Annotated in this window: 15 protein-coding genes; 12 read left to right on the forward strand and 3 right to left on the reverse strand. The window is 37.7% G+C overall.

Going from position 1 to position 15,107, the window contains the following annotated elements:
• Positions 1-11 precede the first annotated feature (11 nt).
• From ACFO3P_RS19805 to ACFO3P_RS19815, 3 genes are read right to left on the reverse strand one after another with little or no spacing between them, the layout of a single operon-like run.
• Positions 12-923: an ABC transporter ATP-binding protein gene (locus ACFO3P_RS19805; protein ID WP_042533575.1), complete on the reverse strand. Its 912-nt coding sequence runs from the start codon at positions 921-923 to the stop codon at positions 12-14.
• Positions 924-1,619 carry an ABC transporter permease gene (locus ACFO3P_RS19810; protein WP_042533576.1) on the reverse strand — a complete coding sequence of 232 codons (696 nt, stop codon included), beginning with the start codon at positions 1,617-1,619 and terminating at the stop codon, positions 924-926.
• 19 nt (positions 1,620-1,638) lie between these two features.
• Positions 1,639-2,061 (reverse strand): DUF4064 domain-containing protein, encoded by a 423-nt coding sequence (locus ACFO3P_RS19815; RefSeq protein WP_052485040.1) that lies wholly within the window; start codon positions 2,059-2,061, stop codon positions 1,639-1,641.
• 153 nt (positions 2,062-2,214) lie between these two features.
• Between ACFO3P_RS19815 and ACFO3P_RS19820 the strand changes: the two genes are divergently transcribed.
• The 12 genes from ACFO3P_RS19820 to ACFO3P_RS19875 all read left to right on the forward strand — a co-directional run bounded on the left by ACFO3P_RS19820 (position 2,215) and on the right by ACFO3P_RS19875 (position 15,006).
• On the forward strand, positions 2,215-2,928 hold the full coding sequence (locus ACFO3P_RS19820; protein ID WP_042533577.1) for a response regulator transcription factor: 714 nt from the start codon (positions 2,215-2,217) through the stop codon (positions 2,926-2,928).
• Positions 2,925-4,676: a sensor histidine kinase gene (locus ACFO3P_RS19825; protein WP_193064107.1), complete on the forward strand. Its 1,752-nt coding sequence runs from the start codon at positions 2,925-2,927 to the stop codon at positions 4,674-4,676. The genes ACFO3P_RS19820 and ACFO3P_RS19825 overlap by 4 nt, the downstream gene beginning before the upstream one ends.
• A 130-nt stretch (positions 4,677-4,806) precedes the next feature.
• Positions 4,807-5,517: a response regulator transcription factor gene (locus ACFO3P_RS19830; protein WP_042533579.1), complete on the forward strand. Its 711-nt coding sequence runs from the start codon at positions 4,807-4,809 to the stop codon at positions 5,515-5,517.
• A complete protein-coding gene (locus ACFO3P_RS19835; protein WP_042533580.1) occupies positions 5,514-6,971 on the forward strand; it encodes a HAMP domain-containing sensor histidine kinase in 1,458 nt (485 codons plus the stop codon). The genes ACFO3P_RS19830 and ACFO3P_RS19835 overlap by 4 nt, the downstream gene beginning before the upstream one ends.
• 3 nt (positions 6,972-6,974) lie before the next feature.
• On the forward strand, positions 6,975-8,054 hold the full coding sequence (locus ACFO3P_RS19840; RefSeq protein WP_193064106.1) for a LolA family protein: 1,080 nt from the start codon (positions 6,975-6,977) through the stop codon (positions 8,052-8,054).
• A 117-nt stretch (positions 8,055-8,171) separates the two neighbouring features.
• A complete protein-coding gene (locus ACFO3P_RS19845) occupies positions 8,172-9,185 on the forward strand; it encodes a LolA family protein (protein ID WP_193064105.1) in 1,014 nt (337 codons plus the stop codon).
• A 382-nt stretch (positions 9,186-9,567) separates the two neighbouring features.
• Positions 9,568-10,491 carry an ABC transporter ATP-binding protein gene (locus tag ACFO3P_RS19850; RefSeq protein WP_193064104.1) on the forward strand — a complete coding sequence of 308 codons (924 nt, stop codon included), beginning with the start codon at positions 9,568-9,570 and terminating at the stop codon, positions 10,489-10,491.
• Positions 10,484-11,434 carry an ABC transporter permease gene (locus ACFO3P_RS19855; RefSeq protein WP_193064103.1) on the forward strand — a complete coding sequence of 317 codons (951 nt, stop codon included), beginning with the start codon at positions 10,484-10,486 and terminating at the stop codon, positions 11,432-11,434. The genes ACFO3P_RS19850 and ACFO3P_RS19855 overlap by 8 nt, the downstream gene beginning before the upstream one ends.
• 24 nt (positions 11,435-11,458) lie before the next feature.
• Positions 11,459-11,863, forward strand: a complete 405-nt coding sequence (locus ACFO3P_RS19860; protein ID WP_193064102.1) for a DUF4064 domain-containing protein — start codon at positions 11,459-11,461, stop codon at positions 11,861-11,863.
• 133 nt (positions 11,864-11,996) lie between these two features.
• Positions 11,997-12,215 (forward strand): hypothetical protein, encoded by a 219-nt coding sequence (locus tag ACFO3P_RS19865; protein ID WP_042533586.1) that lies wholly within the window; start codon positions 11,997-11,999, stop codon positions 12,213-12,215.
• 239 nt (positions 12,216-12,454) lie between these two features.
• Positions 12,455-13,249, forward strand: a complete 795-nt coding sequence (locus ACFO3P_RS19870; protein WP_042533587.1) for an ABC transporter ATP-binding protein — start codon at positions 12,455-12,457, stop codon at positions 13,247-13,249.
• Entirely contained in the window at positions 13,246-15,006 is a 1,761-nt protein-coding gene (locus tag ACFO3P_RS19875) for a putative ABC transporter permease subunit (protein ID WP_193064101.1), read from the forward strand. The genes ACFO3P_RS19870 and ACFO3P_RS19875 overlap by 4 nt, the downstream gene beginning before the upstream one ends.
• Positions 15,007-15,107: the final 101 nt, after the last annotated feature.

Consider the following 15,107-nt stretch of genomic DNA (forward strand, 5'->3'; position numbering starts at 1 on the left):
ACAGACTTCATTTACTCTAGATTAAGAAAAATTTCCTCAAGGGACGGTTCTTCTACTTCTAACCGAAATACATCGATGTCCTGTCTTACAAATTGTTTATTTACATGCGGAATATACTCTTTTGAAGCCACAATGATTTCGGAAGATGTTTCTTCGATTTGAATTTTTTCGACAAGCTCTGTGAAGGAAGTCTGTAAGTGTACTTGCTCCTTTTCAGAGAGGGAGCGATGATGAATATGAATCACGATGTCCTGCTGATACTGTTCCCGCAGCTGTTTCATCGTTCCCTGTGTTTGAATGCTTCCCTTGTTCATAATCGCAATCTCATCACATAATTTCTCTACTTCATTTAAATTGTGAGAGGTTAATAGAATCGTAGTTCCTTGTGCAGCAATTTCCTTGATTAATGCATGAATGTTCAAAACGGCGTTGGCATCCACGCCGGATGTTGGTTCGTCTAAAAAGAGCAGCTTAGGCTGATGAATAATGCTTTGAGCGATGCCCAGTTTCTTTTTCATTCCAAACGAATACTTTTTCACTTTGACATGGACAGCGTCCTCTAAACCGACTTGGGTGAGAACATGGATAATATCCTGTTTGGAAAGCGATTGTTTGACTAATTTTTGAAAGTAGTTTAAATGATGGTATGCTGTTAAATCATCATAAAAGGTAGAGTAATCCGGCAGTACACCAATTTCTTTTTGAATCGATTCCAGCCTTTTTTCAGGCTGACCTAAAACTTCAAAGGAACCGGAGCTGGGCTTGATAAGCCCGGTTACCATATTAATAAACGTGGATTTACCTGCTCCATTTTTCCCGAGAAAGCCAAAAATCGTACCCTCGGGAATGTGTAAATCAACGGAATCGACAACTATTTTCTTTCCGTATGTTTTAGTTAACTGATGTGTTTGCAAAGCTTCCATTTATAAATCCCTCTTTCTAAAGATGAATAAGCTTAATACAATAAATAAAACGGGGAAAAGCACTACGAAATAAGCATAGTAACTGTGCGTTTCTTCCTGTATGTAATAAAAATAAGGTGTAATATAGCCAATGGCCTTCACAAAAAGATTGTCTGTCCCTGTACTCCATAAACCAAGCACCGGCAGAGCAACCGAAATAATGATTCCTAAAAACATACTTAAAGATGGCTTTGGAATAACGGTTGATAGAAATAGTGTCAGGCCGATAAAGTAAGACACAAAAATAATCGCTTGAATCAGATTTAAAATAGAAAACGATTTTGAAAATGGAATGATAAGTAACAAAGCGACAGTAAGGCATACAGCCCAAAATAAAAAACTCCCGATAAATTTGCCAAGAATAATATGATTCCGACTTGTCTTTGTTGCTAAAAAACGGATGGTTCGTGTATCCATTTCTTTATTGACGATGTTGTGGGATAAGCTGGTTACAAACAAAGGCGCGGCTAAAATCAATAAGAGCATTAATCCCATCACGTAAGCATCCTGTCCAAGTCCTAAATCCTGAAGGGGAGCTTCAAATTGGCGGACTAATCTGGCAGCACCGACTGTGACACCAAATAAGACGGCAATTATTAAACCTGAGCGAATGCTCGTAAATAAACTTTTAAACTCTCTAAAAGCGACTGTAAACATAAATTCATCTCCTCGTTTCCTAGGTATGCTTGCTGGCAGAAGCGCTGCGGGTTATCACCATGATTCCGGCAATCAAATAGATCATACCGCCAAAAATCCCTAAACCGATTGTTGAAAGCGTGCCAAGTATGGCTATTCCAATTAATAGAACCCCAGCCGATTTTCCTCTGGTTTCTTTTTTCAATAAGTAAATAGCTGCGGACCCTAAGATTATCCAGGTGAAGGAAATGACAGCTAAATAGATAAATAAATAACCTATATAAGTGATGATTTGTTGTTCGCTGAATTCAACTATATTTTCATCCTCCATAAAAGACTGGACTAACTCCAGCGTCTTGGGGCTTCCTTCGACATTGCCATACAACAGGATGCTTCCTGCGAATAGTACGCCAAATAATAAAATGCCAATGGCTGTTAAAACCGTTTCTGCTTGGTGCTTCATATCCACTACTCCTTCTTATGTTTCTTTACGTTCACTCTAGCAAACGCAGCTGTCTGCTAGTTGAACAGAACATTACCAATAAATTAAAAAAGCTTCGATTTGTTCAACTGTTCGTAAACTTGCTATGGTACGATACCAATGGAGGTGTCATACATGGAGGATCAAACAGATATTTTGATTGTGGATGATGAGAAAGCAATTGTAACTATGTTAGAAATGATGCTGAAGAAAGAAGGATTTCAGCGTGTACATAAAGCTTATACCGGGCAGGAAGCCATTCAGATATTAAAGCAACATAAAATAGAAGTGATTATTTTGGACGTCATGCTTCCGGATGGGAGCGGCTTTGATTTTTGCCCGAAAATCAGAGAGCTGACAAATGCGTATATTCTCTTTTTAACGGCAAAAGTTTCTGATTTAGATGTGTTAACAGGATTTGCAACAGGGGGTGATGATTATGTCACCAAACCATTTAATCCGTTAGAGGTGGCGGCAAGGATTAAAGCGTATTTAAGAAGATCTGCTAAAACAGAAGCCGCTATACCAGAGAAATCCAGCAAATATAACTTCGGTCGTTTTGTGCTAGATGAAAGCGCAGGTATGTTAACGGTTAATGGAGAGGATGTTCCATGCCCGACACAGGTCTATTTGCTGCTTCTTTATTTATGTAAGCATCCAAATAGAATTTTTTCCAAAGCAGATTTATTGGAGGCGGTTTGGGGCTTTGAACATTTTGCAGATGAGAATACGGTTTCGGTACATATTAGAAGAATCAGAGAAAGAATTGAGGTCAATCCGAGTAAACCAGAATTTTTACTCACTGTTCGGGGATTGGGGTATAAATTGGTGAAAGGAAATGTCTCATGAAGAAATTACGGAGCCGGTTGTTTTTTCATTTTTCAATTCAGTTTGGGTTTATTTCTTTGTTGATGATTGTTGTTGTAGTCGCTGCTTTTTTTATCGGTTTGTATTCCCTTTCTAATGTGGAAAGAGATGAGGATTATTATCAAACGCAGCTAGAAGAACTTGCAATTGAGATTGGCGATCCGTACGAATATAAAGAATTTGGGAACGAAATCAGCGATGCATTACCTGAGAAAACGTGGCTGCAAATTATTGATGAAGAGGGAAAAGTGGTTGAATCTGCAAATGTACCGGAAGATATAAAAGAGAATTACAGCAGTTTTGACATTGTACAAATGAAGGAGAGAGAGCAGCTAGGGGAATATGCTATCAAATATACATTAGAAGAGCTTTTATTTGCGAGTGACGATGCATATTTATTTGTGCTAGGTTACCAAGAACCAGGAAAAATTCTTATTAATGAATTATCAGAAAATACGAATGCAAACGGCAGGATTTCCGAAACAGACCAGCCTGAGGTGGAAGAGAAATTAAACCAGCTTGAAGGAACACTTTCTATTTATGATGAAACAGGAGCTATTATTCAACAGTTTGGTAATCAGGAGCAAATAGAAGGGCAGCCATTAGAAATAATTGAAAAAGACACTTCTCCCGATCTTTTCACTGAAAAACAGTATACTTACCTAGATAGAGGTTCAGGTAATTCGTGGATTTTATATACTTCAAATGAACAAAGTCAGGATATGCCATTAACATTGTATAGAGATATTACGCTAGTATTCGTTGGTTTAACTGGGGTTATATTGCTAGTAACATTCTTAATCTCTTTTTGGACGAGTTTTCGTTATGGAAGCCCTTTGTTTATTTTTTCAAATTGGCTCAACCGGATGGGGGATGGAAACTATAAGGAAGTTTTAACAGCACAGGAGAAGAAAAAAGTATATCGAAAAAATGGCAAATTAAAAAGAAGATATAAGTTGTATAAAGAGGTTTTTCAGGCATTTGATGAGATGGCAGAAAAGCTGGATGCTTCCCGAAAAGAAAGAGAACAGCTGGAAAAAAGCAGAGAGGAATGGGTGGCAGGGATCTCCCATGACCTCCGCACACCTCTGACCACCATGGAGGGCTATGGGCGCTTGCTGGGAAATAAGGAATACGATTGGTCGAAGCAGGAGCTTCAAGAGATTGGAGATACCATCACTGAAAAAAGTGATTATATGGTAGATTTAATTGAAGACTTTACGCTCAGCTTTCGATTGAAAAATGATGCCAGCAGCTTAACGTTTAACGCGGTGAGTATCAATGAATATATGGAGCAAATCTTAGAGAAGTTTCAAAAGGATGTCACCTTTAAGGATTATCCAGTTGTATATGAACCGATTCATCCAGATAGAAAAATAGAAGTGAATGAACGGTTGTTTGAAAGAATGATTGATAATCTGATGTATAATGCCTGGAAACATAATCCGCAAGCAACTGCTGTAAAGGTAGAAGTTGCTCAATCTGAAGAAGAAAAAGCACTGGAAATCAGAATTACCGATAATGGAACGGGAATGGATGAGGAAACGCAAAAGCATTTGTTCACCCGCTATTATCGCGGCACCAATACAGAGGAAAGAAATGAAGGGACAGGGCTTGGCATGAGCATTGCCCTGCAAATCGCCAAGCTGCATCAGGGGGCTATTTCGGTACAATCAGAAAAAGGTCGTGGCACCACCGTAACGGTATTTTTGCCTTATGACAGAGATTAATCAAAGAACGCGTTACAGCAAGGGAAAACTGTAACGCGTTCTTACATAGAAATTATTAACTAAAAATAAAGAATTCAAAGACAGCGTCATGCATGATTTATACTCAAAGTAGTCAGAGAGAGGGGTTCCAATGGAAGAGAGAACAAACATTTTAATTGTAGAAGATGATTATGAAATTGCCCGGATTATGAAGGATCATCTGGACAGGGAAGGGTTTCAAACGACATGGGCATCTACTGGTGTAGAAGGCTGGGAGGATTTTAAAGCAGGTGACTTTTCCATCATACTTGTTGATTTGATGATGCCGGAGATGGATGGCTATGATCTGTGTGAAAAAATCCGTTTGGAAAGCGATGTACCCTTATTAATCGTCAGTGCAAAAGGAGAGGATGACAGTAAAATACGCGGATTGAATTTAGGTGCAGATGATTATTTAACCAAGCCGTTCAGTCTTAAGGAATTAACGGCGCGGGTTCAATCCCATTTAAGAAGATATCAGCGTTATACAAGTAAAAGCTATGATGCGCAAATGTCACAGTATGCACATGGATTAGCGATTGATTTCTTAAATGACGCAGTATTTTTGGAGGGTGAGCTTCTTGTTCTGACGGCGAAGGAAAAGGAAATTTTATTCTTACTTGCCCGGAATCCGTTTATTACGTTTGAGAAAGCACACATTTATGAGCATATTTGGCAGCTGAAAAATGTGAACGGTAATAATACGGTGACCGTGCATATTAAGAGTCTTCGCACGAAATTAAAGGATACTGGAAAACAGGCGAAATTTATTCAAACAGTTTGGGGAGCAGGCTATCGTTTTGTAGGAGAGCCGTTATCATGAAGATTAAAAATTGGCTGATGGTGAGCCATCTTGTGGTGATGCTGCTGCCGGTTGTGGCGGTGTATCTGCTTTATGTCAGTTTACAGAGTTATAATCAAGAAGAAAATTTAAAAGAATATGTTGATTTTCAAATACTAGTTTCCAATCTAAATGAGACTTTGAATGATGTTTCTTTATATCAATCTTTGGATAATAACCGTTTTCAAGAATTAACAGAGATTGGTGATGATAATCTGAGCATCGATTTATATCGTTATGATGGCCTTCATGTATTCTCAACGATGGAGGGGAATACTGGATATTATCCATTACAAAATCAGGATAGAATACTTAAAAATCTAAATGAGATGCAGAGACGACCAAAAACGTATGTGTATAAGAGGCCTGTATTTGATGAGAATGAACAGCTGACTGGTGTTTACGAAATTACACAAGGAAGAACGGATTGGGTTGAGACCTCCAATCAGCAGCTATTACTTACAATCATTCTTTCAGGGATTTTTTTCATTCTGCTCTATGTTATTGTCATACGAGCGATAAACCGTAAACTGAATCGCCCGCTGCATCAGTTGCAAGCGCATATGCAAGCTTTTGCTGTTGGGAAAAATACAGATAAAAAACTAAATCAATCAAAAGATGAAATAGGAGAATTAAATAACCAATTTGAGGAAATGAAAAAACAAATTACGGAAACAAGAGAGGAACTTGTCAAACAGCAGGAAGAAAAAGAATATATGGTAGCTGCTTTATCACATGATTTAAAAACACCTCTGACGGTAATCCGCACATATACGGAGGCTATGGAAAATCATGATTTATCAAAGGAAGAAAGGACAGAATACCAATTGATTCTCAATGATAAATTAAATCATATGAAGCAATTGATTGATGATTTATCTATTTTCACAGCACTGCAATCCTCTAAGAATATTCTCCAACCGGTGCAAGTAAATGGAGAAGAGTTTTTTGACATGTTATTTTCAGGCTATGAAGAACCCTGTGCGAAGAAAAATATTCAGTTAACTACTGAATGGCATGTTAGAAACGCTTATGAATTGGATCCAAAACAAATGATTCGGCTGGTAGATAATCTCATGGATAATAGTATTCGTCATACACCAGAGCATGGTGAAATTTGGATAGGGGCAATAGCATCAACAAAATCACTGCCAGATTGGGTTTTCCCTGAATTAAAAGAAGAAGTAAATCTGTGGAGAACAGATGGAACGGTACTTCTGATTCAAAATGAAGGAAAAGGAATGGAAGAAAGCCAGATGAAAAAAGTATTTGAACCATTTTATCAAGATGATATTTCCAGAGGGAAAGGAACAAGCTCAGGCCTTGGCTTAAGTATTGCAAAATTTATTATGGAAAACCATGAAGGAAAAATAAATATCTGGTCAACAGCAGGAAAAGGAACGTTGTTTGCCTGCTGGATTAAAGAGAGGAGATAAATTATGTCTAAATTTAGATGGAAAGCAAGCTTGATAGCAGCTAGTATTTTGTTTCTGGTATTAGGTGGATGTTCACAAAATGTGGAGGTATCTGCAGAGGAGATTATTCATAATGTGGTGGAAACAGAGGTAGAGGAAATAGATGAATTTTATGGAAAATCTGAAATGACAGTATATGAAGGAGAAGACATCATAGAGGAATCGGTAATGGAAGAATACGCTTCAGGAAATAATCGGAAAATAATCATGCGTGGAGATACAGAAGCAGGGGAAGAAGAAATAGAGACGCTTAATAATGGTGAAAAAATGGTGATGTATAATAAAAGTGACGGAACAGCGCAGGAAATGGATACATCCGTTTTCGAAGGTATTCAAATCAGTCCAAAAGAGATTTTTCAAAATATGCTGGCTGGAATGGAAGACTCTCATGACTATGAAGTAATTGGAGACGAACAATTATTGGATCGAGATACCTTTCATATGAAGCTGGAGGCGAAAGAAGCGAATAGTTTAATGGGAGATATGGAGATTTGGGTAGATAAGGAAACGTGGATAATTCTAAAAACCATTTCAGAAACAGGTGATTCTAAAATGGAATCAGTTTATACAGAGCTGGACTTTTCGCCTGATTTTACAGAAGATACATTCACACTTGATATTCCGGAAGAGATAGAAATTACAGATATGGAGGATAATTTTTCTTCTGAATTTATTTCCGTAGAAGAAGCAGAAGAAGAGCTTGGGCAAGCTTTCTATATGTTTTCTGAAGAAGATTATCATTTGGGCGAAATTGAACTATATGGTTCAGACGGGGAATTGCAGAGAAAAGAATTAAATTTAACCTATATATCAGATGATGAAATACCTATGTTTAATTTATCTATATTTGAGTCTCCAGCGGACATGGAAATAGAAGAATCAGATGTTGAAATTAGAGGGAATGTTGCAGCGTATGAAGAATCCATCAACAATTATTACTGGGATGAAGATGGTTTGCGTTATTCTTTACTGATTAATGATCCGGATATGGAAGAAGAAGTTTTGGAGTTGACGGAAGAGATGATATTAAGTTCAGAACAATAGAAAAGATCAGTTTTTCAAATGCATTTTCCACATCAAAAAGGCTGCATACCGTCCAATGTATATAAAAAGAACATAGGCCCGTATGCAGCCTTTTACCAAATCAGGAGGCGAAAAGATATGAACGTATCTGCTGAAGAAATCATGCGCAAGGCGGTTGAAGCAGGAGAAGGAATGGATCATTATTATACGTTATCCGAATCAAAAGTATATCAAGGAAATGCACTAATAGAGCACAGTATCTTAAAAGAATACGTCGCAAATGGCAAAAGAAAAACCATTACGCATGACCAGCTGGCAGGGAAAGATAAAAGAACGGAAGCTTTGAATGATGGTACAAAAACAATTATCTATGATAAATATAATCATCGTGCGTTCGAGATGGAAATAACAGCAGAGGAAGATGCAGAATCACATGATTCTAAAGGGAAAATGAATGGAATGCTGGGCATCACGAAGTATTCTCATGCGCTTGAATTAATTGGGGAAGAAAAAATACTAGATTTTGATACATTCCATATAGAAGCAAAAGCAAAAGTTTCTGATCATGTATTTGGAGATACAGCATTGTGGGTGGACCAGAAAACTGGATTTATTATTAAAATGATTTCCGAAGCGGGCGGCATCCGAACAGAACTGGAATATAAAGAAATCGATTTATCACCAGTATTTGCAGCAGATACCTTCGCTTTGAATATTCCAGATGATGTTGAAATAAAGGATTTAGAATCATTTGCTCCAGATACAGTAACATTAGCAGAGGCAGAAGAAATTCTCCAACAAGCATTTTATCTGTTTCCCGAGAATGAATTTGATTTAAAGGATATCGAAATGCATCACATCGACGGAATAATAACCCGTAATGAGTTAAATTTAACGTATTATTCCAAAGCGGATATGCCCATGTTCTACTTATCTATTTTTCATTCTCCTGAAGAGATGGAAATTGAAAAAGCTGATGTGGAAATCCGGGGAAAGAAGGCGGACTATGAAAGGGTTGTCAATAGTATTACTTGGGATGAAGAGGGGTTAAGATATTCCATCATTATGATTGGTTCCGAAGTTGAGAAAAATGAAATGATAGAGAGGGCGGAAAGTATGGTGTTGAGCTCGGACTTAAATAAACATCCTTGAAACAGGAGGTGACTCCCCGTGAAAAAAGTAAAGATACATCCGCTTATTATTGTCGCTTTATTCATCAATACATTAGGAAACGGAAATGATCTTCTATCAATGTTTGAATGAAGGAATTTTTTATGGAAAATACAACGATCTTCGCTTTATTTATCTTCGTATTTACTTCAATGATTTAGGATTATATATATTTGTATTTTGATAGATACAGCAGAGAATCATCCCCATCTAAAAAGGCAAGTGAAATTTTTAATCGTAGCAATGGAGATTATATTTATAAGTGTACAGCGTGCAGAATAAATAGTGAAAATAAACTTATGAATTTCATTATTTTGTAAAAATACCGATAATAAAGACAACAATATTATATGGAGGGAACTTTTTGGAAAACACAGCAATGAAACTAATTGATTTAAAGAAAACAATTGGAAAAACCGAAATTATTAAAGGGCTAAACTTTGAGATTAAGTCAGGAGAAGTCTTTGGCTTCATCGGCCCAAACGGTGCGGGTAAAACAACAACCATTCGAATGATGGTAGGTCTGATAAAAATGTCCGGTGGAGACGTACAGATACTGGGCAAAAGCATTAAAAACGATTATAAGGAGGCTATTAAAGAGGTTGGAGCCATTGTTGAGAATCCAGAAATGTATCCGTTTATGACAGGGATGCAAAATCTGGTACATTTTGCGCGTATGCTTCCGGATGTCAGCAAGGAGCGGATACAGGAGGTTATTTGCTTAGTAGGCCTGGAAAAGGCGATCAAAGAAAAAGTCGGCAAATACTCGCTAGGAATGCGGCAAAGGTTAGGGATTGCTCAAGCCTTATTACATAATCCGTCTGTTTTAATCTTAGATGAGCCGACAAACGGGCTTGATCCTGCAGGTATCCGAGAGATACGACACTATATTCGACGATTGGCTGAAGAGCAAAATGTTGCAGTTATTATTTCCAGTCATCTCTTATCAGAAATCGAATTAATGTGTGACCGGATTGGAATTATTAAAAATGGAGAGCTTATTACGATTCAAAATGTTCATGATGCAGCAGATACAGAGCAGAATTCCCATCAGATTCAGATGGAAGTAACACCTGCAGAGAAAGCAATAGAACTGTTAAGCACAGAGCATATTATAGAGGCCGTTCTCACCAATGGTTTCATATCCTTTCAAAGTCAAAGAGAAGAAATTCCTAATATCATTCAAACATTCGTGCGAAATGATATTTTGATTTATCAAGTAGAAGTATCCAGAGCGACATTAGAAGAAAAATTCTTTGATTTGATTGGAGAGAATGTCATTGAGTAACCTGGTGAATTTAATCCGAAACGAAATAAATAAAATATATATACAAAAATCAACCTGGATCATATACATACTTTTAGCAGTTATTATTGCGGGATATGGCATGTTAACAAGCTTTTTTGGTGACGTAAGAGAGGATTACAGTCAGGATTCATGGCGTGCGGAGCTGCAGGAAGAGAATGAAGAGCTGACGAAGGAGATGGAAGAGGAAGAGCTCCTGGAAGACTTTAATATGGGTTTGATTGAGCAAAACAATTACTATTTAGAAAATGATATTCAGCCGGCGGGGTATGATGCGTGGCAATTTGTGATGGAGATGAACATCATGCTGTCCATCGTAAGTTTATTAACGATCATTATCGCAGCAGGGATTGTTGCGAATGAATTTAGATGGGGTACGATAAAACTTTTACTTATCCGTCCTATCTCCAGATCAAAAATACTATTATCCAAATATTTGGCAGTCCTGCTATTCGCTTTGATTACACTGTTATTTGTGGTTGTCTTTTCATGGGTGATTGGTGCCGTGTTCTTTGGTGTGGAAGGATTAAATCCGCAAATCGTCATGGATAAGGTCGGCGGTTTGGAATATGTATCGGTTATTCATGAGATAATTACAAACTATGGCTATAAACTCGTTAATTTAGTAATGATGGCAACCTTTGCCTTTATGATTTCAAGCATTTTCCGCAATAGTGCACTTGCCATTGGAACAGCGGTATTTCTAATGATGGCTGGGAATTCCATTGTCAGTTTTTTCTCGGAGTATGCATGGGCTAAATATATCTTATTTGCGAACACAGATTTAAGCCAATATGCGAATGACGCACCTTGGGTGGACGGGATGACGTTGCCGTTTTCCATCATGGTTTTACTTGTTTATTTTGTAGTGTTTTTAGCAGCTTCTTGGGGAATATTTACTAAGAGAGATATTGCAGGTCAATAAGAGATTTAGGGAGGTATAAAGATAATGAAAAGAACGGTTGAAATTGTATTAGGTGTCATTGGAATGGTCGGATATGGACTGGTTGCAGCTTTAGGCGGGTTTATGTTATTTCTGCAAAATAATGAAGACCTCCTTCAAGAAGTAGTAGAGCAAAATCCAGAAATGGGTCTTAATGATCTGAATACGGTCATGGAAGGAATGGGCGCAGGAGGGTGGGCGCTTCTCATTACTTCTATCCTCGCGATTATTTTAAGCCTTGCAGCGATTTTCTTGATTAAAGGGAATAAACAGCCGAAAATTGCAGGTTCGATTTTCATTGTGATTTCTATCTTAGGATCGATTGTTACCATAGGGTTTGGTATTATTCCTGGCATCTTCCTGCTTATTAGCGGTATTATGTGTCTGGTTCGGAAGCAAGGAACTCTATAAGACTATTTTTAAGTTTAAAGAGAAGGGGCTGTCATCAAAGGAAGGATATATTTGATGACAGCTTTAGAGTTTTATTATTTAACGTTGAATCGAAAGAAATTGATGAAGCAAAAAGGAAGCGGAGGTGTTAAAAGTGAATAATAAGATTACATATGTCATATTTGCAGTAAGTATGCTGCTAATTCCATATTTTATCTTTCAAATTATTCATCATAAGGGTAATCTAGGCTGGCAAATTTATTCAGGTTTGATGATTAATTGTTCAATTATCGCTGCACTGCTTATTGTCAGTCATTGGAGAGACGTGAAAATCAATAAGTTATGGCATGATGAAATCTATTTAAAAAGCTAGTATCGTACTTTAAACTATTTTACACGCAGGGCAGGATTTGTAATAATTAGGGTGCTGAGTAATTAATAATGCACATATATTAGCGGAATCTATTTGAAAGGAATTAATTGAAAGTTAATAATATTTACTGTATAAAAAAACAAATAACAAATGTATTGATTTGATTGTTGAAGAAATAGCAGAAAATTAAAGTTACTCTTTTACCGAATAAATGAATGGGATATACAAGGAGGCAAAAAATGAGTGAACGATCCATCAAAATTTTAGAGCTTGAAAAGAAATATGGAAATCAAGCTGCTGTCAAACAGATTAATTTTGAAGTGAGAAAAGGCGAACTGTTTGGATTTTTAGGGCCAAATGGGGCAGGAAAAACAACGACGATTAAAATGATGACTGGATTGCTTGAGCCAACAAATGGAACGATTGAAATAAATGGTTATGATATTTGGAAAAATCCGCTTGAAGCGAAAAAGCAGATTGCTTATGTTCCAGACCAGCCAAATTTATATCCGAAACTGACTGGATGGGAATATCTGGAGTTTGTAGCATCTGTATTTCAAATATCATCGGATCATTTTAAAGAACGGGCGGAGCAGTTACTGTCCATATTTGGACTGACGGACCGGGCTAATGAATTAATAGAAGGATATTCTCATGGGATGAAGCAGAAAATTGCAATCTGTGGAGCACTCGTCCATGATCCGGAAATTTTATTTTTAGATGAACCAACCGTGGGGCTTGATCCTAAAAGTGCACGGAATCTTAAAAATTTGCTCAGAGAAGAATGCGATAAAGGCATGACGGTGTTTTTAACAACACATATTCTTGAAATCGCGGAACAGATGTGTGACCGGATCGGTATTATTTCAGATGGTGCTATCATCGCACTTGGAACAATGGATGAATTAAGGGAAAAAGACGGACGTACAGAGGGAAGTCTTGAAGAAATTTTCTTAGAATTAACAGGCAGTGATGACCAAGAAGCGATTATTGAGGAGATGGCGAAAGAAAATCAACCAGGTGGTCCATCATGATAAAGGTTTTGCTCAAGAATCAGCGCAGAATATTTGTAAATACACTCAAATCACAAAATCTTAAAAATTATTTTGCCTATCTTTTTGTTTTTGCAGTCTTGGCTGTTCTGTTGTTTTTTGTCTCTCAGGCGATATGGAACATTGCCGGTTCGGTGACTGAGCCCATTTTAGATGGGATCTTTTCTTTCAGCTTGTTAATGATTATTGGAATGATTATTTTAATCGGGATGCCAGAAGTGTTTAAACACTTGTACTCGGCAACCGATTTAGAGTTTCTGTTCACCATGCCGATTAAAACGAGACAAATTTTTATAATGAAGTACATGCAAAGTTTTATCGGCGCACCTTTGACTGTTTTTTTATTTCTTTTAGTACCACTTACAGCTTATGGGGTGGCCAGCGGCGCAAATATTATCTATTATTTCGTACTTGTATGTATGTTGTTTACAGCGGCTACCATTGGGCTTTCCATTGCCTACCTGCTTAATTTGGTTGTCATACAGCTTATTCCTGCAAGACGAGCAAATGAATTGATGACAGCGATGACCTTTCTGTCAGGATTGTTTGTCTATTTGATATTTATGTTACCGCAAATATCAAATAACCGTTCATTATCAGAGTCTCTTATGGCAGGGCTTCCAGTTTTACCGGATTGGGTACCGGTAAGCTGGGGAAGTGATGCATTAATTCAGGCAGCAAATGGTTCAATGAGCTTTTTCCTGCCAATGATTTTATTGATACTTTTTGCCGGAGTGTTGATTTTACTTACGACGACATTAGTTGAAAAAGGATTCCGCACGGGTTGGGTTAGACTAAGTGAAGGAAGCGGGAAAAAGAAAAAGCGTAAACCTAAAAAAGAGCGTGCGCAGGGTGTATCACATCCAGTTATTGCGATCGGGAAGAAAGAATGGTTTTCCATTAAGCGTGATATGAGAGAATGGATGACATTTTTACCGCTTGCCTTTTTCATCGTTTTTCCGGTTATTGGTTTCTTCAGTGGTGGCATCCGCTTAAGTGATCTTCGCGGATTTAATGATATTTCATGGCCCATTGCTCAAGGCTTCTTTTTATTTATTTATGCATTGTTTAACGGACAGCTTGCTGCTGCGGCTATTGCACGGGAAGGATTGTCTGCGTGGATTTTACGCACGCTCCCATTATCAGGCCGCGATATTGCCTTAGGAAAGCTATGGATCAGCTGGCTGCTGCCATTTATTATTTTAACGATCTTGGAATGTATTGTAGGAGTATTTCTTGGCTGGGCATGGTGGCAGTTCATCTTTGGAATTGTGGTGAAAGCTGGAATTACCATCGGAATCAGCTCCATCGGCATTTGGATCGGAACAATTGGTGCACGGTTTAATCCGGGCAATCCCCAGCAGCGGTTAACCTTTGGAACGTCTATGTTTCTATTATTGTTGGCATATGTGTATTTGGCTGTTTTAAGCATCCCTTACGCATTAATGCTCGTACCTGGTGAGGCAGCTCCATTTGTTGTTGATCTGGGCGCGGAAAGTTCTGGATTTTTCGGTTTCGTATTTAGTTTATTTGGCGTTTTACTTACATGGAAAGCAAGTAATCCACTGATCGTAATCAGTCTGGGCTTGCTGCTGATGTTCGTATTGTCTATTGGTCTTGCGTGGTTGTTCTTGTATGAGAGTGCGAAGCGGATTAATCGTGGTGTTACTATTGATATAGTGAGTGAGGCGAGTGGAAAGACTTTGTTTAAACAGAAATCTGGAAAAAGTTTATATTAAGCTTTGTTTTTTTAGTGAGAAAGCCAATTTTGCTGAAAGATAGAGCAGTAGTTAATGTAAATATAACTATTTTATGTTCGGTAAACATGAATTAGATAAGG

The sequence above is a fragment of the Oceanobacillus aidingensis genome (assembly GCF_042654105.1).
Classification (GTDB): domain Bacteria; phylum Bacillota; class Bacilli; order Bacillales; family Amphibacillaceae; genus Oceanobacillus; species Oceanobacillus oncorhynchi.

What these genes read in the sequence shown, in the direction of transcription:
- ACFO3P_RS19805 (WP_042533575.1), bottom strand. Translation starts at nt 923, where the DNA reads ATGGAAGCTTTGCAAACACATCAGTTAACTAAAACATACGGAAAGAAA.
- ACFO3P_RS19810 (WP_042533576.1), bottom strand. Translation starts at nt 1,619, where the DNA reads ATGTTTACAGTCGCTTTTAGAGAGTTTAAAAGTTTATTTACGAGCATT.
- ACFO3P_RS19815 (WP_052485040.1), bottom strand. Translation starts at nt 2,061, where the DNA reads ATGAAGCACCAAGCAGAAACGGTTTTAACAGCCATTGGCATTTTATTA.
- ACFO3P_RS19820 (WP_042533577.1), top strand. Translation starts at nt 2,215, where the DNA reads ATGGAGGATCAAACAGATATTTTGATTGTGGATGATGAGAAAGCAATT.
- ACFO3P_RS19825 (WP_193064107.1), top strand. Translation starts at nt 2,925, where the DNA reads ATGAAGAAATTACGGAGCCGGTTGTTTTTTCATTTTTCAATTCAGTTT.
- ACFO3P_RS19830 (WP_042533579.1), top strand. Translation starts at nt 4,807, where the DNA reads ATGGAAGAGAGAACAAACATTTTAATTGTAGAAGATGATTATGAAATT.
- ACFO3P_RS19835 (WP_042533580.1), top strand. Translation starts at nt 5,514, where the DNA reads ATGAAGATTAAAAATTGGCTGATGGTGAGCCATCTTGTGGTGATGCTG.
- ACFO3P_RS19840 (WP_193064106.1), top strand. Translation starts at nt 6,975, where the DNA reads ATGTCTAAATTTAGATGGAAAGCAAGCTTGATAGCAGCTAGTATTTTG.
- ACFO3P_RS19845 (WP_193064105.1), top strand. Translation starts at nt 8,172, where the DNA reads ATGAACGTATCTGCTGAAGAAATCATGCGCAAGGCGGTTGAAGCAGGA.
- ACFO3P_RS19860 (WP_193064102.1), top strand. Translation starts at nt 11,459, where the DNA reads ATGAAAAGAACGGTTGAAATTGTATTAGGTGTCATTGGAATGGTCGGA.
- ACFO3P_RS19870 (WP_042533587.1), top strand. Translation starts at nt 12,455, where the DNA reads ATGAGTGAACGATCCATCAAAATTTTAGAGCTTGAAAAGAAATATGGA.
- ACFO3P_RS19875 (WP_193064101.1), top strand. Translation starts at nt 13,246, where the DNA reads ATGATAAAGGTTTTGCTCAAGAATCAGCGCAGAATATTTGTAAATACA.